Here is a 20,319-nt window from a genome sequence, read left to right as displayed (position 1 = left end):
ACCGGATCCGCTCACCGGACGCACAGCTGCGGCACGGGGAGGCCCCCGACCGTCGAACGCATGACCGAGACGCAGACACCGCCCCGGCGACACAGCCGACGGGCCTTCCTGGGGGGCGCCGCCGGCGTCCTGTTCGCCGCCGGCGCGGGGACGGCGGGGTGGGCGCTGGACCGCTTCGTCGTCGACCACGTGGAGGTGGCCGACGCCTCGGCCTACGAGGCCGCCTCGGGCGTGGACGCCGGCACCACCGCGACCACCAACGGCACCGTCACCGGCGACACGTACACCTCCGACCAGGCCACGATCACCATCTCCACCGTCGTCACCGGCAGCGGCGACTCCACGGTCACCTACTTCGTCGCCGACGTCGTGCTCACCGACGCCACCGCGCTGCGCTCGGCGTTCGCCGACGACGAGTTCGGGCTCAACATCGTCGACGAGCCCTCCGACATCGCCGCGTCGGTGGGCGCGGTCTTCGCGGTCAACGGCGACTACTACGGCTTCCGCGAGACCGGCATCGTCATCCGCAACGGCGTCGCCTACCGCGACGCCGGCGCCCGCGAGGGCATGGCGTTCTACCGCGACGGCACGGTGCGGGTCTACGACGAGACGGCGACCACGGCGGACAAGCTCGTCGCCGACGGGGTGTGGAACACGCTCTCCTTCGGCCCGGCGATCGTGCTCAACGGTGCGGTGGTCGCCGGCATCGACGACGTCGAGGTCGACACCAACGTCGGCAACCACTCCATCCAGGGCGACCAACCGCGCACCGCCGTCGGCGTCATCGGGACCAACCACCTGGTCTTCGTGGTCGTCGACGGGCGCAGCGAGGGCTACAGCGAGGGCGTCACGCTGCCCGAGCTGGCCGAGATCTTCGTGGGGCTCGGTGCGGTCACCGCCTACAACATCGACGGCGGCGGCTCCTCGACGATGGTCTTCGACGGCGCGCTGGTGAACGACCCGCTGGGCAAGGGCTCCGAGCGCGGCACCTCCGACGTCCTGTACATCGCGTGACCGTCCTCCTGGTCCCGGCCTTCCAGCCCGACGGGCGGCTGCCCGCGCTGCTGGCCGCCGTCCGCCGGCTGGACCCCGCCCTCGAGCTGCTGGTCGTCGACGACGGCTCCGACCCCACGCCGGTGTTCGACGCCTGCCGGGCGCTGGGTGCCACCGTGCTGCACCACGGGGTCAACCGCGGCAAGGGGGCGGCCCTGCGCACCGGGCTGGCGCACGTCGCGCTGCTGCACCCCGACGCCGCCGTGGTCACCGCCGACGCCGACGGCCAGCACCTGCCCTCCGACGTCGTCGCCGTCGCGGCCGGTCTGCAACAAGCGCCCTTCTCGTCAGCCGCCGGCGGGCGGATCGTGCTGGGGGTGCGGTCGTTCAACGGGGACGACGTGCCGCTGCGGTCGCGGGTGGGCAACCGGGCCTCGGCGCTGCTGGTGCGGGCGGCCACCGGCCGGGCGCTGGCCGACACCCAGACCGGGCTCCGCGGGTTCGCCGCCGACCTGGTGCCCTGGCTGCTGACCGTGCGCGGGGACCGGTTCGAGTACGAGCTGCGGGTGCTGCTGGAGGCCGCCCGCCGGGGCGTGCGGGTCGAGCAGGTGCCGATCGCGACGGTCTACCTGGCCGGCAACTCCTCCTCGCACTTCCGCGCCGTCCGCGACTCGCTGCGGGTCTACCGGCCGCTGGCGCTGTTCCTGCTCTCCTCGCTGACCGCCGCCGCGGTCGACCTGGTCGCGCTGGTGGTGCTGTCGGCGCTGACCGGGTCGCTGTGGCTGTCCGTCGTCGGCGCCCGGCTGGTGAGCGGGACGGTCAACTACTCGGTCAACCGGCGGGTGGTGTTCCGCGCCGGCCGCAGCCGCCGGTCGCTGTTGGGCTACGTCGCGCTCGCCGGTTCGCTGCTGGTGGCCAACCTGGCGCTGATCAGCGGGTTCACCGCGCTCGGGCTGGGTCTGCTGACCGCCAAGCTGGTCACCGAGCTGTTGCTGGTGTCGGTGTCGTTCGCCGTCCAGCGGGGTGCGGTGTTCCGGCGCCGCCGGGCGGTGCGGACGACGGTCGAGCGTGCCGGGTTGGTTACCCGCGGGTAACTTCAGCGGGGTCGCCGACCCGAGGAGCACCCGACGATGACGTCGACCGCCAGCACCGACGAGACCACCACCGGCACCGTCGAGATGGAGCCCCGCCGTCCCGACCTGCTGCCGCCGTGGCACACCCCCGAGCGGGAGGCCCTGCAGCTGCAGGCGCGGGCCTTCGCGACGGACGAGGTGCTGCCGGTCGCCAACGAGCTCGACCCGCAGAAGGGCGAGATCCCGCAGCACCTGCTGGAGCGCATGGGCGAGCTCGGGTGGTTCGGCATCACGATCGACCGCGAGCACGGCGGGCTGGGTCTCGGCGTCTTCGAGTACTGCATGGTCAGCGAGGAGCTGGCCCGGGCCTGGATGAGCGTGGCCTCGATCCTGGCCCGGTCCCAGGGCATGGGGACGTCGGTCGCGGACGCCTCGCGCCGGGACTCGTTGCTGCGGAAGTCGGCCGCGGGTTCCTGGATCGGGGCGGTCGCGCTGAGCGAGCCCGACGCCGGCTCGGACTTGGCCAACGTGCAGACCCGCGCCGTCCGCGACGGCGACGAGTGGGTGATCACCGGGCACAAGCGCTGGTGCGGCAACGCCAAGGCCGCCGACTTCATCCAGGTGCTGGTGCGCACCGCCGACCCACAGCCGGGGGAGTCCCGCTCCCGCGGGCTGCGCAACGTGCTGCTGGCCAAGGAGCGCGGCTCGTTCCCGGCGGGGCTGTCGGGCTACCCGATCGACAAGGTCGGCTACCACGGCTTCCTGACCTGGGACCTCGAGTTCGACGGCGTCCGCATCCCGGCCGACGACCTGATCGTCGCCCCCGGTGACGCCGACGGCGACGGCGGCTCCAAGGCCGGGTTCGCCGAGGCGCAGGCCTTCCTCAACACCGCCCGGGTGCACACCGCGGCCCGCGCCGTCGGCCTGGCCCGCGCCGCGGTGGAGGACACCACCACCTACCTGCAGGAGCGCGAGCAGTTCGGCCACCCGATCGGCGACTTCCAGGCGCTGCGCTTCGCCCTGGCCGAGATGGCCGCGCAGGTGGAGGAGTCCCGGGCGTTCTACCGGCAGGTCGCGCACCTGCTCGACGTCGGCGTCCCCTGCGAGCGGGAGGCGGCGATGGTCAAGCTGCAGGCCACCGAGATGGCGGTGCGGGTGACCAACCAGGCGATGCAGCTGCACGGCGGCAACGGCTACACCACCGAGCGCCAGGTCGAGCGGCACTGGCGCGACGCCCGGCTGACCACCATCTTCGAGGGCACCAGCGAGATCCAGAAGCGGATCATCAGCGACCGGATGCTGCCCCGCTCGCCGCTGACCTGACGCCCCGCCCTCAGCAACGGCTCTCCGTCCTCACCAGCGTCGGTGAGGGTGGGGAGACGTGGATCAGGTCACCTGATCCACGCTGACCGGGGCCGAGCCGGGGAGTCGCCTGTGGGTCGGCTGCGGGGTGGCTGCCGACCGGGTGCGCCGGGGCCGTGGGCGGTCAGAGTGGGTCCGTGGAGGGGCAGCGGCTGCACGGCGTGGACGTCGCCCGCGGGCTGGCCGTGGTCGGGATGCTGTTCGTGGACAACCGGGGCAACGCCGCGATCGGCACCCAGTTCGTGCACGCGCCCTGGCACGGGTTGCGGGTCGCCGACGTCGTCTTCCCGGTGTTCCTGCTGGTCGTCGGGGTGTCCATGCCGTTCTCCCGCCGGGCCGACCGGCCGCGGGCGGTGCTGCTGCGGGTGCTCAAGCTGGCGGCACTCGGCTGGCTGATCGTCACCGCGAAGTACGGCTTCGACGTGGTGGGCGCCGGGGTGCTGGGGCACGTCGCCGGGGCCTACCTGCTGTGCTGGCTGCTGCTCCGGCTGCCGCGCCGGGCCCAGCTGCCGACGGCGGGCGGCGTGCTCGCCGTCCTCACGCTGGTGGCGGTGCTGGTGCCGGTGCCCGGCAGCGGCCGGACGGCGGTCGAGCCGGACCTCTCCTGGGCGCACTGGCTCGACCAGACGATGGGCCTGACCTTCTCCGCCGAGGCGCCGCACTCCTACCTGCCGAGCGCGGTCACCGTCTTCCTCGGCGTGCTGGCCGGCCGGGCGCTGCTGGAGCACGGCGTGCGCGGGGCCCTGCCGCGGATGGTCACCGGCGCCGCCGTGCTGCTGGTGACCGGGCTGGCGCTGGCCCCGCTGCTGCCGGTGAACAAGCGGTTGTGGACGCCGTCGTTCGTGCTGGTCACCGGGGGGATCGGGCTGCTGGTCCTGGCCGCGGCACTGTGGCTGGTCGACGTCCGCGGGGTGCGGCGGCCCTTCCGGCCGGCGGAGGTGATGGGGCTGAACGCGATCGTGGCGTTCGCCGTCTCCGAGCTGGTGTTCCGCGCGGTGCTCTCGCACGGGGTCCAGCCGGTGGTGGACCGCTGGCTCACCGACCTGACGTCGGCGACGACGTCGGCGTACCTCTACGCCGCGGCGTCGGTGGTCGTGGTGTGGGGCGTGTGCCAGGTGCTGGCCCGGCGGGGGGTCGTGGTCCGGGTCTAGCCGACCGCGGGCTGCCCGCCGACCGGTTCGGGCTCGCTGGCGGCCAGCAGCCGGTTCGCGCTCATCAGCGTGATCCCCCGGTCGGCGATCTGGGCCAGCGCCGCCGGCAGCGCGCGCACCTCGAGCTCGCGCCGGGCCGCCAGCTCCTGCGCGAAGGAGGCTCCCGGGTCGAAGGTGCCCTGGCCGATCCCGTCGTGCAGGCCGAGGACGTCACCGGCGATCACGGTCTGCCCCATGTAGTCCTCGACGTGCCGCTGGGACGTCGAGTCGCCCGGGCCGCGGGTGACCGACCAGATGTAGGTGTCGTAGCCCAGCTCGGCGGCCACCCGCAGGGCGTACCCGGTGATCTCCCCGCGCGGGGGCCGGAAGCTGGTGAACGGGGCGTCGATCAGCCCGGCCACCTCGTCGCGGCAGCGCACCAGCTCGTCCCGGGTCTGTGCGGCGGTCAGCGTGGTCAGGTCGCGGTGGGTCCAGGTGTGGTTGCCGATCTCGTGCCCGGCGGCGACCACCTCGCGCAGCAGGTCCGGGTGCCGGACGGCGTTCCAGCCCATCACGTTGAACGTCGCGGTCACCCCCGCGTCGGCCAGTGCCTCGAGGATCCGCGGGGTGAAGTCCGGCGTCGGGCCGTCGTCGAAGCTGATGCAGGCGATGGGCGTGCTCACCGTGGTGTTCCAGACGACCCGGTGGGTCCCCAGCCGGGCGACGGCCTCGCCCTCGTCCGCAGCACCGCCGGCTTCGGCGAACTGCTGCTGGGCGCGGGTGCGGGCCTCGTCGCGGATCTCGTCGTCGCTGCGGGCGGTGACCGCGCCGATCGTGCCGCCCAGCGCACCGCCCACCGCCAGCCCGCCGACACCGAGGCCGGCGCGGGCCAGGAACTGCCGCCTGCTGCTCATGCGATCCGTTCTACCGCCCCCCGGCTGGGAGGAGGCTGCCAGTTCGGCATCGTGCGCTGTGGGTCGGCTGGGAGCCGGGTTCGCCGGCCCCGCCGCGACCTACGGTCCCCCGACGTGGGCACCGGGCGGACGACGACGGCACGGCGGGTGGGCCTCGCGCTGCTGGTCAGCGCCGTGCTCGCCGCCGTCGGGTGGACCCAGCGGGGCGACCTCGCCGGGGTCGGCCGGGACCTGCACCGGGCCGACCCCCGCTGGCTGGCGGTGCTCGGCGTGCTGCTGCTGGCCTGGTGGGCGGCGTGGACGGCGGTGCACGCCACCGCGCTGGCCGGCGTCACCCGGGTGCGCGCCGCGGACCTGCCCGAGCTCGCCCGCGGCGCGGTGTCGGCGGTGGCGCTGAACTCCGTGGTCACCTCGGCCGGGCTCGCCGGGCTGGCGGCGATGGACCGGGCCGGACGCCGGCGGGGCCTGCCGCGCGCCGAGGTCGCCGGTGGCTACCTGCTCGCCGCGACCGTCACCGACCTCGGCTTCCTGCTGGTGCTCGTGGCCGGTTTCGTCGTGCTGGGTGCCGACGGACGGCTGACCGGGCTGGACCTGCTCGCCGGAGCGGTCTTCCTCGCGCTGACCACCGCCCGGGTGGTGGTGACGGTGCTCGCGGTCCGGCGACCGGCCACGCTGGCCCGGCTGACCGGGTGGGTGCTCCGGCTGGAGGCGACGGTGCTCCGCCGGCCGGCGCGTGCCTGGGACCCGGCCCGCACCGAGGAGCTGGTCGCGGCCGCGGCGTCGGTCACCCGCCGTCCGGGCCGGGCGGTGCCACCGCTGCTGGCGGCCACCGCCGTGGACGTGATCGGGGTGCTGATGCTGGCGGCCTCGCTGGCCGCGGTGGGCGGCGGGCACGACCTGGGGCTGGCGCTCTCGGCGTACGTGCTGGCCTCGGTGGCCGCGGTGCTGGGGCCGCTGCCCGGGGGGATCGGGGCCGCCGAGGTGGGTGCCGCGGCCGCGCTCACGGTGGGGGGTGTGCCGCTGGCCGTCGCCGCGGCGGCGACCCTGCTGTTCCGGGTGGCCGAGTTCTGGGTGCCGCTGGCCGTCGGCGGGCTGGCCTGGGCGTCCGGGCGCCGCGAGCCGGTGGCCCGGTGACCGCCGTCCGGCGGGCCAGCGCCCTGGTGGCGCTGCTCGTGGGGGTCGGGGCGCTGTCCGCGGTGGTGCGCGTCGTGCCGCACCCGGAGCACCGGCCGGTCCCGGGGCTGCGCCCGCTGGAGGGCGCGGTCGCGGCGATCGACGGCGGCCGGTACCTGCTGCTCGGTGCCGGACTGGTGCTGCTGCTCGTCGTCCGGGCGCTGCTGCGCGGACGACGCGCGGCCTGGCTGGCCGCCGTCGCCGGGCTGGCCGCGGCCACCGTCGGGTCGCTGGTCGTGCACCCGCACCTGCGGGTCTCGGCGACGCTGGCAGTGCTCACCACGCTGGTCGGGGCCGGCGGGCGGGCGTTCACCGCGCGCGGTGACCCGATGCTGGTCCGCCGGGGCATCGCGGTGCTCGTCGGCGGTGCCGCCCTCCTGGTCGCGGTCGCGACGGCCGGGCTCTACGAGCTGGACGGCCAGTTCCGCGGGGGGACCACGGCCTGGGGGTCGGCCGGGCAGGCCGCCCGGCTGCTGCTGATGCTGCCGGTGGACGCCGAACCGCTGACCCGGCACGCCGACTGGCTGGTCTCGGCCACCCGTGGCGCGGCCCTGGCCGTCGTCCTGGTGGGGGCCGGGATGCTGATCGCGGCGGTGTCCGGCGGCCGCCAGCGGGCCGCCGACCGCGCCGTCGTCACGCGGTTGCTCGACGAGCACGCCACCACGTCGCTGGCCCACTTCCAGCTGCTGCCCGACAAGCACTGGCTGGTGGCCGCCGACGGGCAGGCCTTCGTCGGCTACGGCCTGCGCGGACGGACGGCGGTGGCGCTGGGCGGCCCGATCGGCGCGCCGGGGAGCCGTCGTGCCGCGGCCGCGGAGTTCCTGGCCCTGTGCCGCCGCAACGGCTGGACGCCCGGCTTCCACCAGGTCACGCCTGCCGAGCTGCCCGACCTGACGGCCCTGGGCCTGCGCGCCTACAAGATCGGTGAGGAGGCGGTGATCGAGCTGGCCGGCGGTACCGCGCCGGAGGGTCGGGCCGGGAAGTCGATCCGCTCGGCCGTCCGGCGCTGCGAGCGGGCCGGCTACCGGGTGGTCGCGCTGGAGCACCCGCTCACCGACGTCGACCTGGCTCGGTTGCGCGAGGTGTCCGAGGCCTGGGCCGCCGACGGCGAGCACCGCGAGCGCACCTTCACCCTCGGCCAGTTCGACGCCGACCAGCTGCGACGGACCCCGGTGCTCGCGGTCGTCGACGCCGAGGACCGGGTCCAGGCCTTCGCCAACACGCTGCCGGCCTACCGCTCGACCGAGCGCAGCTTCGACCTGATGCGGCGTCGTCCCGGCGCGGTGAACGGGGTGATGGACCAGCTGTTCGTGGCGATGGGCGACCGGTTCGCCGCCGGGGGCGGCACCGGGATGAACCTCGGGCTCGCCCCGTTCACCGGTCTGGCCGACCAGCCCGGCGTGCCCGCCCGGGTGATGCGGCTGCTCTACGAGCGCGGCGGGGTGCTGCTGGACTACGCCGGGCTGCGCTCGTTCAAGGACAAGTGGGCGCCGCGGTGGGAGTCCCGGTACCTGGTCACCACCGGGGACACCGCCCTGCCCCGGGTCGCTCTCGCCGTCGCCCGCCTCGGGGAGCTGCCCGACCCACGGCGCCCGCTGACCCGGCTGGTCGGCCTGGTCGGCCGGTTCCCGGTGACGACGACGTTCGCCGCCGTCCAGCTGTGGCTCATGCTCGCCGGGGCCTACGACCCGCAGGTGCACCGGCAGCTGATCGCCGCGGCCGGCTCGTCCTGGGAGCTGCTCGCGCACGGCCAGCTGTGGCGGCTGCTCACCTCCCCGGTGGTGCAGGCCAGCCCGGGCTGGGTGTGGGTGAACATCGCGCTGGGGGCGGTGGCGTTCCCGCTGGCCGAGTCGCGGCTGGGCAGCCGGTGGACCGCGCTGGGATTCTTCGCCGGTGACCTGCTCGGCTCGGTGCCGGTGCTGCTGGGCGTGCGGCTGGCCGCGGCGACCGGCTCGGACAGCGCGCTGGCCGAGCTGCACCAGGTCGACGGCGGCAGCTTGGCGGGGAGCTGGGCGCTGCTGGCCGCTGTCGTCGTCCTGCTGCCGGCCGGCCGCCGGCGCACCCGGGCGGCTGCCGCCCTGGCCGCCGTCCTCGCCGTCGCCCTGGTGCTCGACCACGGCATCGCCGACGTCCAGCACGCCGCCTCGGCGCTGGGCGTCGTCGCCGTCCTGACCCTGGCCCGCCGCCTGCGCCGGGGTCAGCGTGGATCAGGTGACCTGATCCACGTCTCTCCACCCTCACCAGCGTTGGTGAGGGAGGAGAGACGTTGATCAGGAGACCTGATCCACGCTGGGGTCGGGTCAGAGCTCCAGGAACATGAGGACCTCGTCGCGGTAGCCGTCGGCGATCCTCAGCGCGGAGGGCCAGCGGCCGATCTCGCGGTAGCCGTGCCGCAGGTAGAACGGCTCCAGGCCCTGCTCGGCACGGACGTAGAGGTGCAGGTGGGCCAGGCCGAGCTCGCGGGCGCAGCGGGCGGCCTCGGTGAGCAGCACCGAGCCGACGCCGGTGCCGCGGGAGCCCAGCGAGGTCTGCACCCGCCGCAGGGTGGCCCAGTGCCGGAAGATCGGCTGCGGGTTGCGGGCCAGCACCAGCCAGCCGGCCAGCGAGCCGTCGGGCGCGGTCACCCAGAGGAGCCGCTCGTCGGGGCTGAGGGCGGCGATCACGGCATCGGCCGCCGCCCGCACGGTGGGCTCGTCGACCGGCAGCTCCGGGAACCCGACCGCGCCGCCGGCGTTGCTGACCGCGCGCCAGCAGGTGGCGAGCTCGGTGGCCATGGCGGCGGTGACGTCGGCGGGGGAGGTCAGCCAGCGCAGCGACAGGTCGGAGCTCATGGGTCGATCCCACCAGCACCGGCCAACAGCGACACGGCCAGGGCAGCCATGACGACGGCGATCACCCCGTCGAGCACCCGCCAGGCGGCCGGTCGGGCGAACACCGGGCGCAGTGCGCGGGCCCCCACGCCCAGCCCGGTGAACCACAGCACGCTGGCCGCGCAGGCCCCGGCAGCGAACCACCAGCGCTGGTCGCCGTGCGTGCCGGCCACCGAGCCCAGCAGCAGCACGGTGTCCAGGTACACGTGCGGGTTGAGCCAGGTCAGCGCCAGGGCGGTGCCGACGACGGCGCCCAGCGACACCCGCGCCCCGCCCGCCGAGGTGTCCAGTGCGGTGGGCCGCAGGGCGCGGCGGGCGGCCAGCACCGCGTAACCGAGCAGGAAGAGCCCACCGGCGACGCGGACGACGGTGACCAGCCAGGGCACCCGCTCCAGCACCGCCCCGGTCCCGGCGACCCCGGCCAGGATCAGCACGACGTCGGACAGCGCACACACCGCGACCACGGCCAGCACGTGCTCCCGGCGCAGGCCCTGGCGGAGCACGAAGGCGTTCTGCGCGCCGATGGCGACGATGAGGGAGAGCCCGAGACCGAGGCCGGCGAGGACGGCGGAGATGACCACCCGCCCATCCTGGGCCGGCACCGACGACAGCACCGCTACGGACTTTGATGCACCGTAAGCTCTGCTGTCGATGGACCTGCCCCAGCTGCGCGCCCTGGCCGCCGCCGTCGAGACCGGCACGCTGGACGCTGCCGCCCGGGTGCTGCACGTGACGCCGTCCGCGGTGAGCCAGCGGATCCGAGCGCTGGAGGTGGACACCGGCCAGGTGCTGCTGGTCCGCAGCCGCCCGGTCGAGCCCACCGAGGCCGGCGCCGCGGTGCTCCGGCTGGCCCGGCAGGTGGAGCTGCTGGTCGCCGACACCACCGCGGCGCTGGCGGGGGTCCCGGCCGACGGGTCCCCGCCCACCGTGCCGGTCGCGGTCAACGCCGACTCGCTGGCCACCTGGTTCCTGCCCGCGCTCGCCCCGGTCGCCGACCGGGTGGGCCTGGACGCCCGGGTCGCCGACCAGGAGCACACCGCCTCCTTGCTGCGCGGGGGCACCGTGATGGCCGCGGTCACCGCCGACGCCGACCCGGTGCCCGGCTGTTCGGCGTCCCGGCTGGGGGCGATGCGCTACCGCCCGATGGCCGCGCGGTCCGTGGTCGAACGGTGGTTCCCCGAGGGGGCGACGTCGGCCGCGCTGCGCCGGGCCCCGGTGGTGGTCTTCGACCGCACCGACGACCTGCAGGCGGCCTACCTGCGCCGGCGCACGCACGCCGTCGTCCGGCCGCCGACGCACCACGTGCCCTCGTCGGCGGACTACCTGGCGGCGGTCCGGCTCGGCTTCGGCTGGGGGATGGTGCCCGATCTGCAGACCGGACCCGACGACCGGCTGGTCGAGCTCGACCCGGGCGGTGCCGTCGACGTCGTCCTGTGGTGGCAGCAGTGGAAGCTGCGCTCGCCCAGCCTGGACCTGGTCGCCGACGCCGTGCGGACGGCGGCCCGCGCGGCGCTCACCTGATCTCCCTCACCGGGACGTCCTCCGCGTCGGGCCGGCACCGTCGTCCGCAGGGTCAAGGCGCAGGACCACCACCGGCCGGACGAGATCGAGCACTTCCGGCCCTGAGGGGGGTCCTCAGAGGTCGGCGGCGAACCCCCGGACGTCCCGGACGGTCGCCCGGTAGGCGTCACCGGCGGCCTCCCGCCACGACATCTCCGCGGCGTGCGTGAGCCCCAGGTTGACCCGGCCGACGACGGAGACCCCGGCCCGCTGGAGCCTGCGGGCGTAGGCGACGCCCTCGTCGCGCAGGGGGTCGAGCTCGTTGGCCGAGACCACGTGCGGGGGCAGGCCCTCCAGGTCCTCGGCGGTGGCGAAGTAGGGCCAGGCGAGGGGGTTCTCCGCGTTCTCACCGGTCGGGTCGTAGACGGCGACCAGCATGTCCATCATCGAGGTGTTCAGGTAGTAGCCCTCGTTCTCCACCATCGAGGGCAGTTCGGCCAGCTTGCGGTCGGTCGACCAGCCGTAGCCGCCGCTGATGTAGGGGACCATCGCGTAGACCCCGTCGATGCGGTCCAGCCGGCCCTCCCGCTTGGCCTTGATGGTGGCCGCGAGCGCGAGGTTGGCCCCGCCGGACTCGCCCTGTACCACCACCGCGGAGAGCCCGAGGTCGGTGCGGTGCTCGTGCACCCAGTCCAGCGCCGAGCTGACGTCGTCCAGGCCGGCCGGGAAGGGGTTCGGCCCCTCCGGCGTCCAGGCGTTGCGGAACGCCGGGGTGACGACGACGAGGCCGGTCGCGGCCAGGTCCCGGCTCCACTGCTCGTGCACCGCGTTGTGCGCGTCGAGGATCGTCATGCCGCCGCCGTGGACGTAGACGACGCCGGGGAGCGTCCCGACCGCCCCCGTGGGGCGGTAGACGCGCAGCACGATCTCGCTGTCGTCGACCCCGCGGATCGTCTGGGTCCGGTGCTCGACCTCGACCGGGGTCGGCGAGGGAGCGGGCTGCAGCGCGGCGTACAGCCCCTCGAACGCCGCGTGCGAGGCGCCGACGAACTCGGCGACGGCCTCCGGGGCGGCATCCCGGCCGAACGGGGCGGGCGCGGCCGGGGCGTCCAGGCCGAAGGCGGCGAGCCCGGCGAGCAGCGCGGTGTGCGTCCGGGGGTCGGTCGCCAGGCTGGCGTCGGGGTCGGCGAGCCGCCCCACTTGAACGGCGCGTGCGGACGTGGTCTCGGTCATGGGGCTCCTCGACGCCGGGGCCCGACACCGGGCCGCCCCGAACTGTGACACGGACCACTCTCCGAGTCGAGGGGTCAGCCCGGCAGCAGCCCGTAGAGCAGGTCGACGCCCAGCGTGGCCAGGACGGCGGCGGGCACGAGCAGGACCAGCGCGACGGCCCGGGTGCGACCGTGGCGGGGGAGCACCCCGGCCACCACCAGCGCGACGACGACGCCGGCCACGGCCTGGACCGGGTGCAGCGGGGTGCCCGGAGGGAGCCCTCCGGAGGCGGCGAGCCAGAGCTGCCAGAGCGTCCGGTCGGCCAGTGCCACCGCGGCGGCCCCGGCCAGCACCGTGCCGGGCAGCACGCCGCGCCGCCGGGTGGCCAGGTGCACGACGACGGCGAACAGCGGCACCGCGGTGAGCGACAGCACGGTCCACGCAGCCAGCAGCACCAGGTTCGCCCGGAGCCCGAACCCCAGGACGCCGACCGCCCAGCCGTAGTAGGCCACGCTCATCACGGTGAAGAAGACGGCACTGGTCGCGGCGGCCACCCGCACCGTCGGAGCGGCCCGGGCCAGCAGGGCGACGGCCAGCACCCAGGCAGCCGGGTAGGACCCCAGGTCGGCCAGCCAGGAGACCCCGGAGGCGTCGGCGGCCTTCGCAGCGACCCCGGTCAGTGCACCCAGGGCCGCCGCGAGGAGGAGTCGGCGGGTCAGGCCCGGAAGTTGGCCTGGATCCGCTGCAGCAGGAAGTCCCCGGCCGTCATCGGCTCGTGCAGGCCGGCCGGGCTCTCGATCACCGCGTCCTTGTCGGCCTGGGCGAAGAACGCCATCGAGTACCGGGGGGCCGTCGACTCGCCCCGGCTCGGCGCCGCCACCCGGTGGAAGTTCGACGGCAGCCGGTCGTCGCTCCACCGCATGAGCATGTCACCGACGTTGCAGGTGATGGCCTCGTCGGTGGCCGGCACGGGGGTCCACGCGTAGCCGTCGTCCGAGGGCCGGGCGGCCTCCGCGCCGGGCAGCACCTGCAGCCCGCCCTGGCCCTCGCGCTGGAAGAGCAGGGTCAGGCAGTCGAAGTCGGTGTGCGCCCCGGCCCGCCACGTGCCGGGCGTGTCGAGCAGGTCTTCCGGAAAGGCCATGTAGTGGATCAGCCGCAGGCAGGACTGGTACTGCGCGGACGCCGGGTCGTGCACGGACGCGAAGAAGTCGCGGGGCAGGCCGAGCCGGTCGGCGAAGCAGGACAGCACCTGCATCGCCACCGACCAGCAGCGCGCCTCGAAGGCGAGCAGGGTGTCCCGGAAGCCGGCCACCTCGTCGTCGGTGGGCCAGAGCCCGGCCATGTGCGGCCGGGTGAGCTGCCAGGACTCCTTCTGGTCGGCCGTGCCCACCGAGGGCCGCACCTGGCTCTTGAACTCGTAGCCGGCGTTGAGCCCCTTCTTCAGCGGGAACCGGGCCTTGACCTCGGCCGTGAGGGCGAAGAAGGCCTGCGAGGCGGCGAAGGCGGCGTCCACCTCGGCGGGGGCGATGCCGTGGTCGACGACCTGGAAGAAGCCGATGTCGGTGGCCGCCTCCCACAGCTCGGCGGTGATCTCGGCTCGCCGGTCCGCGAACCCGGCGAGGGAGATGCGGCGGATCTCGCGGTCGCTGGTCAGGGTGCCGACGGCGCCCATCCGGGACTCGCGGGTCAGCTCGGTCAGTGTGCTCACGGTGGTGTTCCCCCGAGGGGAGGCCGCACAGCAGACGCCGCGGCTCTGCGCACCATGCAAGCGGGCGCCCGGCGCCGGCGGCAAGACCCGGGGACCAGACGTAACACGGGTTTCACGTGGAGCGGACGCCCGCACGCTGTTTGGATGGTCGGCGGTGCCGGGACCAGCCCGGCGCACGACCTCCAGGAGCACACCCCGTGGCAGAGCTGACCCGCCCCGACGTCGAGCCGCCGACCGGCCCGGCCCCCGACGACCTCGTCATCGAGGACATCACCGTCGGCGACGGCGCCGAGGCCACCTCCGGCAGCCTGGTCTCCGCGCACTACGTCGGCGTCACCCACGACGGCGGCGAGCAGTTCGACGCCTCGTGGGACCGCGGCGACCCGCTGGAGTTCCAGCTCGGCGTCGGCATGGTCATCGCCGGCTGGGACGAGGGCATCGCCGGCATGAAGGTCGGCGGACGTCGCCGGCTCACCATCCCCGCGCACAAGGCCTACGGCGAGCGCGGCGCGGGCGGGGTCATCAAGCCCGGCGCGACGCTGGTCTTCGTCGTCGACCTGGTCGGCGTGCGCTGACCGGTCCCACCCCGGGCTCGGCCGGCTGGGAGTTCGCCCAGCGCGTGCACCAGCTGGCCGGGTCCAGCCCCTACGTCGTCGTCCCCGCCGAGGGTGGTTTCGACGTCGTCCTGGACGCCGTGGACGCTCGGTGGACGACGCTGGCGTACCGCCGGGGGCTGAGGAAGACGGTCACCCACCAGGTGCGGGTGGACGAGCAGGCCCGGTCCTTCTCGGTCAACGACCTCACCCGGAGCGCCCAGTGGTCGGTCGGCGTCGACCCCACCGGGCCGCCGGTGCTGCGGCTGGCCGGGTCCGCGTCGTTCGCCTCCGGTCGGCAGATCGGGTTCAGCAGGGGCCGGGAGTACGGCCTCCGGGACGACGGCACCCTCGGTGTCGCCGCCGGGTGGGACTTCCGGATGGGCGAGGGCCGCGAGCTGGTCCGCTGGGCCGCCCGAGAGCAGGGCTGGCGGGAGACGATGCCCCGGGACATGAAGACCGGGATCGCCGTCGCGGGGGTCACGGTCGCGCTGCTGCTGGTCGCGGGCATCGTCCTGGGGATCCTGGCCCTGGTGGGCCGGCTGTGACCCCGGGTCCGGGCGGCACCCAGTTCGTCGAGCGGGTGCGGGAGCTGGCCGCGGCCAGCCCCTACGAGGTCCGGGCCTGCGACGCCGGCTTCGACCTGGCGCTCCGGCAGGGCGCAGCGGCGCCGGCGGGCGGGACCCCGGCCTGGGTGCACGACCTGTGCGTGCACCTCGACGAGGAGGGTCGGCGGTACACCGTGGACGTGCGGACCGTCGACGTCACGGCCGACTCCGCCGGCCGGTTGACCAGCAGGCCGTCGGATCGCCGGCTCACCCGTCGGGACGTCCCCCCGCTGCGTCCGCACCGGTTCCCCGAGACCCGCGGTGGTGCCCTCGTGCCCGAGGGCGGCTGGGACCTGCGCCTGGCCGAGAACCGCGAGCTGGTCCGGCGGGCCGGACGCGACCTGGGGTGGACCGAGCGGCTGCCCCCGGGCATGCGGGCCGGCATCGGCTGGGTCGTCGGCGCGGTGGCCGTCCTGCTGCTGCTCGTCGTCGTCCTGGCGGTCCGCGACCTCGTCTAGGGGTGCTGGTGGGGTCCGGGCTCCGGGCTGACCCCCGGCGCGTCAACAGGACAGTTGACGGTGATCGGTGCGGCTCCTAGGTTGAGGTGCAGGCCACACCTGTCGTCCGAGGGAGCACGCGCGTGTCGATCGACCCCAGAACCGATGCCCTGCTGATCGACACCGCAGAGCACCACCGTGACCTGCGCGCCAGCGTCGGCGAGCTCGTCGGGTCCTACGGCCGCGAGTACTTCCAGACGTGCGTCGCCGAGGACACCAAGCCCACCGAGCTGTGGGCCGAGCTGGGCAAGGCCGGGTTCCTCGGCGTGCACATCGCCGAGGAGTTCGGCGGCGGTGGCGGCGGCCTGGCCGACTACAACGTGGTCATCGAGGAGGTCGCCGCCCAGGGCTGCCCGTTGCTCTCGATGGTGATCAACTCGATCTGCGCGCCGATCATCGAGCGGCACGGCTCCACCGCGATGCGCGAGGAGTGGCTGCCCGCGCTGGCCTCGGGCACCAAGAAGATGTCCTTCGCGATCACCGAGCCCGACGCCGGCTCCAACACCCACCAGGTGACGACGACGGCGCGCCCCGACGGCGACGGCGGCTGGGTGCTCTCGGGCACCAAGTACTGGACCTCGGCCATCGACGAGGCCGACGCCGTCCTGGTGGTGGCCCGCGGCCACGAGCCGGGCCCCGACGGGCGGTACCAGCTGTCGCTGTTCATCGTCCCGGCCGACGCCCCGGGCCTGGTCGCCCAGCGGATCCCCTCGGCGCTGATGGTGCCGGAGAAGCAGTTCACCGTGTTCTTCGAGGACGTCCGGCTGGGCCCCGAGGCGCTGGTGGGCGAGGCCGGCAACGGCCTGCGCCAGGTGTTCGTCGGGCTGAACCCCGAGCGGGTGTCGGCCGCCGCGATCAACAACGGCATCTCCCGGTACGCGCTGCAGAAGGCCTCCCGCTACGCCGTCGAGCGCACGGTGTGGAAGACCCCGATCGGTGCGCACCAGGGCGTGGCCCACCCGCTGGCCGAGGCCTACATCGCCGTCCAGCAGGCCCGGCTGATGAACAGCCGGGCCGCGCAGATGTTCGACCAGGGCCTGGACGCCGCCGAGGCCGCCAACATCGCCAAGTACGCCGCCGCGGACGCCTCGCTGCTCGCGCTGGACCGGGCGATCCAGGTGCACGGCGGCAACGGGCTGTCCTACGAGTACGGCCTGGCCGACCTCTGGTTCACCGCCCGGCTGCACAAGACCGCCCCGGTCAGCCGGGAGATGATCCTCAACTACGTCTCCACGCACAGCCTCGGGCTGCCGAAGAGCTACTGATGGACGTCGGGAGGCTCTTCGACCGACGGGCCGCCGCTCGACCCGACCACCCGGGTCTGACGTCGGACGGCGTGACCGCCGACCTCTCCGAGCTCTCCCGGCGCAGCACGGCCGTGGGCCGGGCGCTGGTCGCCCACGGCCTGCGGCCCGGCGACCGGGTGGCGCTGCTGGCGCACAACAGCGCCGCCTACGTGGACCTGCTGCTGGGCGCCGGTCGCGCCGGGGTCGCCCTGGTGACGGTCAACTGGCGGCTGGCGGCCGCCGAGGTGGCCCCGATCCTCGCCGACGCCGGGCCCTCGCTGGTGGTCGTGGACGCCGCCACCGCGCACCTGGTCGACGACACGCTCCCGGTGGTCGACCTGGACCGGGGCTGGGAGGACTGGCTGGCGGCGGCGTCCGGGACCGAGGAGCTGCCCGGTGCGGGACCCGAGGACCCGGCGGTGCTGATCTACACCTCGGGGACGACGGGACTGCCCAAGGGCGTGGTGCTCTCGCACGCCTCGGTCGCCCACGCCGGACGGCTCATGGCCGAGGTCTACGACTGCGGGCCCGACGACACCATGCTGGTCGCCCTGCCGCTGTTCCACGTCGGCGGGCTGGCCCACCTGCTCGGTCCCCTGCTGCAGGGCGGCCACGTGGTGCTGACCCGGGCGGCCCGGCCGGCCGAGACCGTCGAGCTGCTGGCCCGGCACCGGGTCACCCACGCCTTCTTCGTGCCCTCGGTGATCGCCACGTTGCTGGAGGTGCCGGGCATCGCCGAGCTGGACCTCTCGGCCTTCCGCACCCTGGCCTACGGGGCGGCACCGATCACCGCCGGGCTCGTGGCGGCCACCACGGCGGTGCTGGGCTGCGGGCTGCTGCACGCCTACGGGCTCACCGAGGCCGGCGGCACGGTCACCGCGCTGCGGGCCCCGGCCGGGGACGCCGCCGGGCTGCAGGCACTGCTGGACGGGTCGGTCGGCGCTGCGGTGCCGTGGGCGGAGATCCGGGCGGTCGACCCGGAGACCGGCCGATCGGTCGGCACCGGCGAGACCGGGGAGCTGTGGGTGCGTTCGGACGCGGTCATGACCCGCTACTGGGGCAAGCCCGAGGAGACCGCGCGGACGCTCACCGCCGACGGCTGGCTGCGCACCGGGGACGTCGGCCACCTGGACGCCGCCGGCCGGGTCGTCGTCCGCGACCGGCTGAAGGACATGATCATCAGCGGCGGGGAGAACGTCTTCCCGGCCGAGGTGGACGCCGTGCTCGCCCGCCACCCCGCGGTCGCCGAGGTCGCCGTCATCGGGGTGCCCGACGAGCGCTGGGGCGAGACGGTGAAGGCGGTCGTGGCCCTGCGCCCGGACGTCGAGGTCACCGCGGCCGAGCTGATCGCCTTCACCCGCCAGCACCTGGCCCACTACAAGTGCCCGACCTCGGTGGACGTCGTCCCCGCGCTGCCGCGCAACGCCGCGGGCAAGGTGCGGAAGGTGGCGTTGCGCCGTCCCTACCTGGTCGACAGCTCGCGGTAGCTGCGGAAGACCGGCTCGGCGACGCAGACCGGCTTGGCCGTCCCCTCGGCCTCGATCACCGCCGCCAGCCGCAGCTGCAGACCGCCCTCGACCTCGTGGACGTCGGCCAGGGTCGCGGTCATCCGGATCCGCGACCCGACCGGCACCGGGGCGGGGAAGCGCACCCGGTCCAGCCCGTAGTTCACCGTCATCGCCGCGTCGGTCACCTGCAGCACCTGGCCGACCATCGGGGCGAGGTGGGACAGCGTCAGGTGACCGTGCGCGATCGGGCCACCGAAGGGGCTCTCGGCCGTCGCCCGCGCGACGTCGACGTGGATCCACTCGTGGTCGTGGGTGGCGTCCGCGAAGGCGTCCACCCCCGCCTGGGTGATGGCGAACCAGTCGCTGGTGCCCAGCACCCGCCCCTGCAGGGCCGGCAGCCCGGCCATCGTCGTGGTCGTCGTCGCGGAGGAGGCCGGCGTGGCGCCGCGGTCGGCCCAGGGGCCCGGGTGGTCCAGCACACCCCGATCGTGGCCCGGGAACACGGCGGACGGAACCCCTGTTCCTGCGCGCGTGAAGGTCGAGATCTGGTCCGACGTCGTCTGTCCCTGGTGCTACATCGGCAAGCGCCGCTTCGAGACCGCCCTGTCGCGGTTCGAGCACGCCGACGACGTCGAGGTGGTCTGGCGGTCCTTCCAGCTCGACCCCTCGGTCGCCGAGGGCGACGTGCACCCCACCCTCCCCGCGTTGGCCGCGAAGTACGGCCGCAGCGAGGACGAGATGCGCGCGCAGATGACCTCCATCGACGAACTCGCCGCAGCGGAGGGCCTGGACTACGACCTGGCGAACGGCGTCAGCGGCAACACGCTGCTCGCCCACCAGCTCATCCACCTGGCCGCCGAGCGCGGGATGCAGGACGCGATGAAGGAGCGGCTGCTCCACGCGCACTTCGAGGAGCGCACCTCGGTGTTCGACCTCGACGCCCTGGTCGCGCTCGGGGTCGAGGTGGGCCTGGACGCCGACGAGGCCCGTGCGGCGCTCGTCGACCGGCGCTTCCTGCCCGCCGTGCACGACGACATCGCCACCGCCCGGGCCCTGGGTGCCACCGGCGTGCCGTTCTTCGTCGTCGACCGCACCTACGGTGCCGCCGGCGCCCAGCCCGCCGAGCAGCTGCTCGCCGTCCTGGACCGCGCCTGGGCCGACACCCACCCGGTGCTCACCACCGCCGTCCCCGCCGCCGACGGCTGCACCGACGACTCCTGCACCGTCTGACCCGATCCCGCTAGGGTCCCCGGGGTGGACGGAACGGACGGGTCTCGCGGCGTACGGATCTCCGACGCCGACCGGGAGCGCGCGGCTGCGCGGCTGCAGACGGCCATGAGCGAGGGCCGGATCAGCTTCCTCGAGCTCGACGACCGGCTGGCCCAGGTCTACGCCGCCCGGTACGCCGACGACCTGGTGCCCCCGCTGGCCGACCTGCCGCCCGAGCACCCGCCCACCGGCCTCGCCGTGGCTCCACCGGTGCCGACCCCCGTCGCCTGGCAGCCCGCACCGCCGCCGGCCCCCGCCCCGGTGGTGCTCCGGTCCACCGTCGGCGACGTCAAGCGCAACGGCGGCTGGCACGTGCCGCCGGTGATGGAGGTGCAGAGCACCATGGGCGACGTGACGCTGGACTTCACCAGCGCCGTGGTCACCCAGCAGGTGGTCGAGGTGCGGCTCAAGCTCGGCGCCGGGACGGCGAAGTTCATCCTCCCGGACGGCGCGACCGCCGACGTGGACGGCGTCGCGGCCGGGCTGGGCGGGGTCAAGCTCAAGGTGCCCGGCGGCCCGCAGCCCGGCCGGCTGCACCTGGTGGTGCGGGGCAAGGTGTCGATGGGCGACGTCGTCGTCCGCTACCCCTACGAGGTCGGCCGCTTCCGCTTCTGATCGCCCGT

Annotated in this window: 21 protein-coding genes; 14 read left to right on the top strand and 7 right to left on the bottom strand. The window is 74.8% G+C overall.

The features are described 5' to 3' along the window. Window positions 1–60 precede the first annotated feature (60 nt). The 4 genes from F1C76_07850 to F1C76_07835 all read left to right on the top strand — a co-directional run bounded on the left by F1C76_07850 (window position 61) and on the right by F1C76_07835 (window position 4,579). Window positions 61–1,014 (top strand): phosphodiester glycosidase family protein, encoded by a 954-nt coding sequence (locus tag F1C76_07850; protein ID QNG36510.1) that lies wholly within the window; start codon window positions 61–63, stop codon window positions 1,012–1,014. Next, complete coding sequence (locus tag F1C76_07845) at window positions 1,011–2,087, top strand: glycosyltransferase (GenBank protein QNG36509.1); 1,077 nt, start codon at window positions 1,011–1,013, stop codon at window positions 2,085–2,087. Before F1C76_07850 ends, F1C76_07845 begins: the two co-directional genes overlap by 4 nt. A gap of 36 nt (window positions 2,088–2,123) precedes the next feature. Continuing rightward, window positions 2,124–3,389 carry an acyl-CoA dehydrogenase gene (locus F1C76_07840; protein QNG36508.1) on the top strand — a complete coding sequence of 422 codons (1,266 nt, stop codon included), beginning with the start codon at window positions 2,124–2,126 and terminating at the stop codon, window positions 3,387–3,389. 176 nt (window positions 3,390–3,565) lie between these two features. Further along, a complete protein-coding gene (locus F1C76_07835; protein ID QNG36507.1) occupies window positions 3,566–4,579 on the top strand; it encodes a DUF1624 domain-containing protein in 1,014 nt (337 codons plus the stop codon). On the opposite strand, the gene F1C76_07830 is transcribed toward F1C76_07835, so the two are convergent. After that, window positions 4,576–5,472, bottom strand: coding sequence for a polysaccharide deacetylase family protein (locus F1C76_07830; protein QNG36506.1), 897 nt, complete (start codon window positions 5,470–5,472; stop codon window positions 4,576–4,578). The two genes, F1C76_07835 and F1C76_07830, sit on opposite strands and share 4 nt — an antisense overlap. Here F1C76_07830 and F1C76_07825 point away from each other — a divergent pair. Further along, a complete protein-coding gene (locus F1C76_07825; protein QNG36505.1) occupies window positions 5,263–6,606 on the top strand; it encodes a UPF0104 family protein in 1,344 nt (447 codons plus the stop codon). The two genes, F1C76_07830 and F1C76_07825, sit on opposite strands and share 210 nt — an antisense overlap. Continuing rightward, window positions 6,603–8,915, top strand: coding sequence for a DUF2156 domain-containing protein (locus F1C76_07820; protein ID QNG36504.1), 2,313 nt, complete (start codon window positions 6,603–6,605; stop codon window positions 8,913–8,915). Before F1C76_07825 ends, F1C76_07820 begins: the two co-directional genes overlap by 4 nt. 30 nt (window positions 8,916–8,945) lie before the next feature. On the opposite strand, the gene F1C76_07815 is transcribed toward F1C76_07820, so the two are convergent. Further along, window positions 8,946–9,476, bottom strand: a complete 531-nt coding sequence (locus F1C76_07815) for a GNAT family N-acetyltransferase (protein QNG36503.1) — start codon at window positions 9,474–9,476, stop codon at window positions 8,946–8,948. Further along, the gene (locus tag F1C76_07810) at window positions 9,473–10,090 is read right to left on the bottom strand and encodes an amino acid transporter (protein ID QNG39095.1); all 618 of its coding nucleotides are present in this window, start codon (window positions 10,088–10,090) and stop codon (window positions 9,473–9,475) included. Before F1C76_07810 ends, F1C76_07815 begins: the two co-directional genes overlap by 4 nt. Before the next feature lie 70 nt (window positions 10,091–10,160). Between F1C76_07810 and F1C76_07805 the strand changes: the two genes are divergently transcribed. Then, window positions 10,161–11,036 carry a LysR family transcriptional regulator ArgP gene (locus F1C76_07805; protein ID QNG36502.1) on the top strand — a complete coding sequence of 292 codons (876 nt, stop codon included), beginning with the start codon at window positions 10,161–10,163 and terminating at the stop codon, window positions 11,034–11,036. A gap of 114 nt (window positions 11,037–11,150) precedes the next feature. Here the strand turns inward: F1C76_07805 and F1C76_07800 are convergent, their stop codons facing one another. From F1C76_07800 to F1C76_07790, 3 genes are all read right to left on the bottom strand, one after another. Further along, window positions 11,151–12,248: an alpha/beta hydrolase gene (locus tag F1C76_07800; GenBank protein ID QNG36501.1), complete on the bottom strand. Its 1,098-nt coding sequence runs from the start codon at window positions 12,246–12,248 to the stop codon at window positions 11,151–11,153. A 74-nt stretch (window positions 12,249–12,322) separates the two neighbouring features. Next, complete coding sequence (locus F1C76_07795) at window positions 12,323–12,826, bottom strand: hypothetical protein (protein QNG36500.1); 504 nt, start codon at window positions 12,824–12,826, stop codon at window positions 12,323–12,325. A 116-nt stretch (window positions 12,827–12,942) separates the two neighbouring features. Continuing rightward, the gene (locus tag F1C76_07790) at window positions 12,943–13,899 is read right to left on the bottom strand and encodes an isopenicillin N synthase family oxygenase (GenBank protein QNG39094.1); all 957 of its coding nucleotides are present in this window, start codon (window positions 13,897–13,899) and stop codon (window positions 12,943–12,945) included. Between the two features lie 233 nt (window positions 13,900–14,132). Between F1C76_07790 and F1C76_07785 the strand changes: the two genes are divergently transcribed. The 5 genes from F1C76_07785 (at window position 14,133) to F1C76_07765 (ending at window position 18,406) form a co-directional block, all read left to right on the top strand. Continuing rightward, window positions 14,133–14,510: an FKBP-type peptidyl-prolyl cis-trans isomerase gene (locus F1C76_07785; protein QNG36499.1), complete on the top strand. Its 378-nt coding sequence runs from the start codon at window positions 14,133–14,135 to the stop codon at window positions 14,508–14,510. Between the two features lie 44 nt (window positions 14,511–14,554). Further along, complete coding sequence (locus F1C76_07780; GenBank protein QNG36498.1) at window positions 14,555–15,076, top strand: hypothetical protein; 522 nt, start codon at window positions 14,555–14,557, stop codon at window positions 15,074–15,076. Continuing rightward, window positions 15,073–15,594: a hypothetical protein gene (locus F1C76_07775; GenBank protein QNG36497.1), complete on the top strand. Its 522-nt coding sequence runs from the start codon at window positions 15,073–15,075 to the stop codon at window positions 15,592–15,594. The genes F1C76_07780 and F1C76_07775 overlap by 4 nt, the downstream gene beginning before the upstream one ends. A 149-nt stretch (window positions 15,595–15,743) precedes the next feature. Next, the gene (locus F1C76_07770) at window positions 15,744–16,898 is read left to right on the top strand and encodes an acyl-CoA dehydrogenase (protein ID QNG39093.1); all 1,155 of its coding nucleotides are present in this window, start codon (window positions 15,744–15,746) and stop codon (window positions 16,896–16,898) included. After that, entirely contained in the window at window positions 16,898–18,406 is a 1,509-nt protein-coding gene (locus tag F1C76_07765) for an AMP-binding protein (GenBank protein QNG36496.1), read from the top strand. The genes F1C76_07770 and F1C76_07765 overlap by 1 nt, the downstream gene beginning before the upstream one ends. Here the strand turns inward: F1C76_07765 and F1C76_07760 are convergent. Then, complete coding sequence (locus tag F1C76_07760) at window positions 18,382–18,834, bottom strand: MaoC family dehydratase (protein QNG39092.1); 453 nt, start codon at window positions 18,832–18,834, stop codon at window positions 18,382–18,384. The two genes, F1C76_07765 and F1C76_07760, sit on opposite strands and share 25 nt — an antisense overlap. Window positions 18,835–18,958: 124 nt before the next feature. Between F1C76_07760 and F1C76_07755 the strand changes: the two genes are divergently transcribed. Then, complete coding sequence (locus F1C76_07755) at window positions 18,959–19,657, top strand: DsbA family oxidoreductase (GenBank protein ID QNG36495.1); 699 nt, start codon at window positions 18,959–18,961, stop codon at window positions 19,655–19,657. Window positions 19,658–19,681: 24 nt separating this feature from the next. Continuing rightward, window positions 19,682–20,311, top strand: a complete 630-nt coding sequence (locus F1C76_07750) for a DUF1707 domain-containing protein (GenBank protein ID QNG36494.1) — start codon at window positions 19,682–19,684, stop codon at window positions 20,309–20,311. The last annotated feature ends 8 nt before the right edge of the window (window positions 20,312–20,319 follow it).

The sequence above is a fragment of the Geodermatophilaceae bacterium NBWT11 genome (genome assembly GCA_014218215.1).
Taxonomy (GTDB): Bacteria; Actinomycetota; Actinomycetes; order Mycobacteriales; family Geodermatophilaceae; genus Klenkia.
Note: the sequence above shows the minus strand (reverse complement) of the source record. Positions and strands in the feature narration are given on the sequence as shown.

Bases quoted from the DNA above. Each gene is read 5' to 3' on its own strand.
- F1C76_07815 (QNG36503.1), bottom strand. From the start codon at position 9,476: ATGAGCTCCGACCTGTCGCTGCGCTGGCTGACCTCCCCCGCCGACGTC.
- F1C76_07760 (QNG39092.1), bottom strand. From the start codon at position 18,834: ATGGCCGGGCTGCCGGCCCTGCAGGGGCGGGTGCTGGGCACCAGCGAC.
- F1C76_07800 (QNG36501.1), bottom strand. From the start codon at position 12,248: ATGACCGAGACCACGTCCGCACGCGCCGTTCAAGTGGGGCGGCTCGCC.
- F1C76_07830 (QNG36506.1), bottom strand. From the start codon at position 5,472: ATGAGCAGCAGGCGGCAGTTCCTGGCCCGCGCCGGCCTCGGTGTCGGC.
- F1C76_07850 (QNG36510.1), top strand. From the start codon at position 61: ATGACCGAGACGCAGACACCGCCCCGGCGACACAGCCGACGGGCCTTC.
- F1C76_07840 (QNG36508.1), top strand. From the start codon at position 2,124: ATGACGTCGACCGCCAGCACCGACGAGACCACCACCGGCACCGTCGAG.
- F1C76_07790 (QNG39094.1), bottom strand. From the start codon at position 13,899: ATGGGCGCCGTCGGCACCCTGACCAGCGACCGCGAGATCCGCCGCATC.
- F1C76_07765 (QNG36496.1), top strand. From the start codon at position 16,898: ATGGACGTCGGGAGGCTCTTCGACCGACGGGCCGCCGCTCGACCCGAC.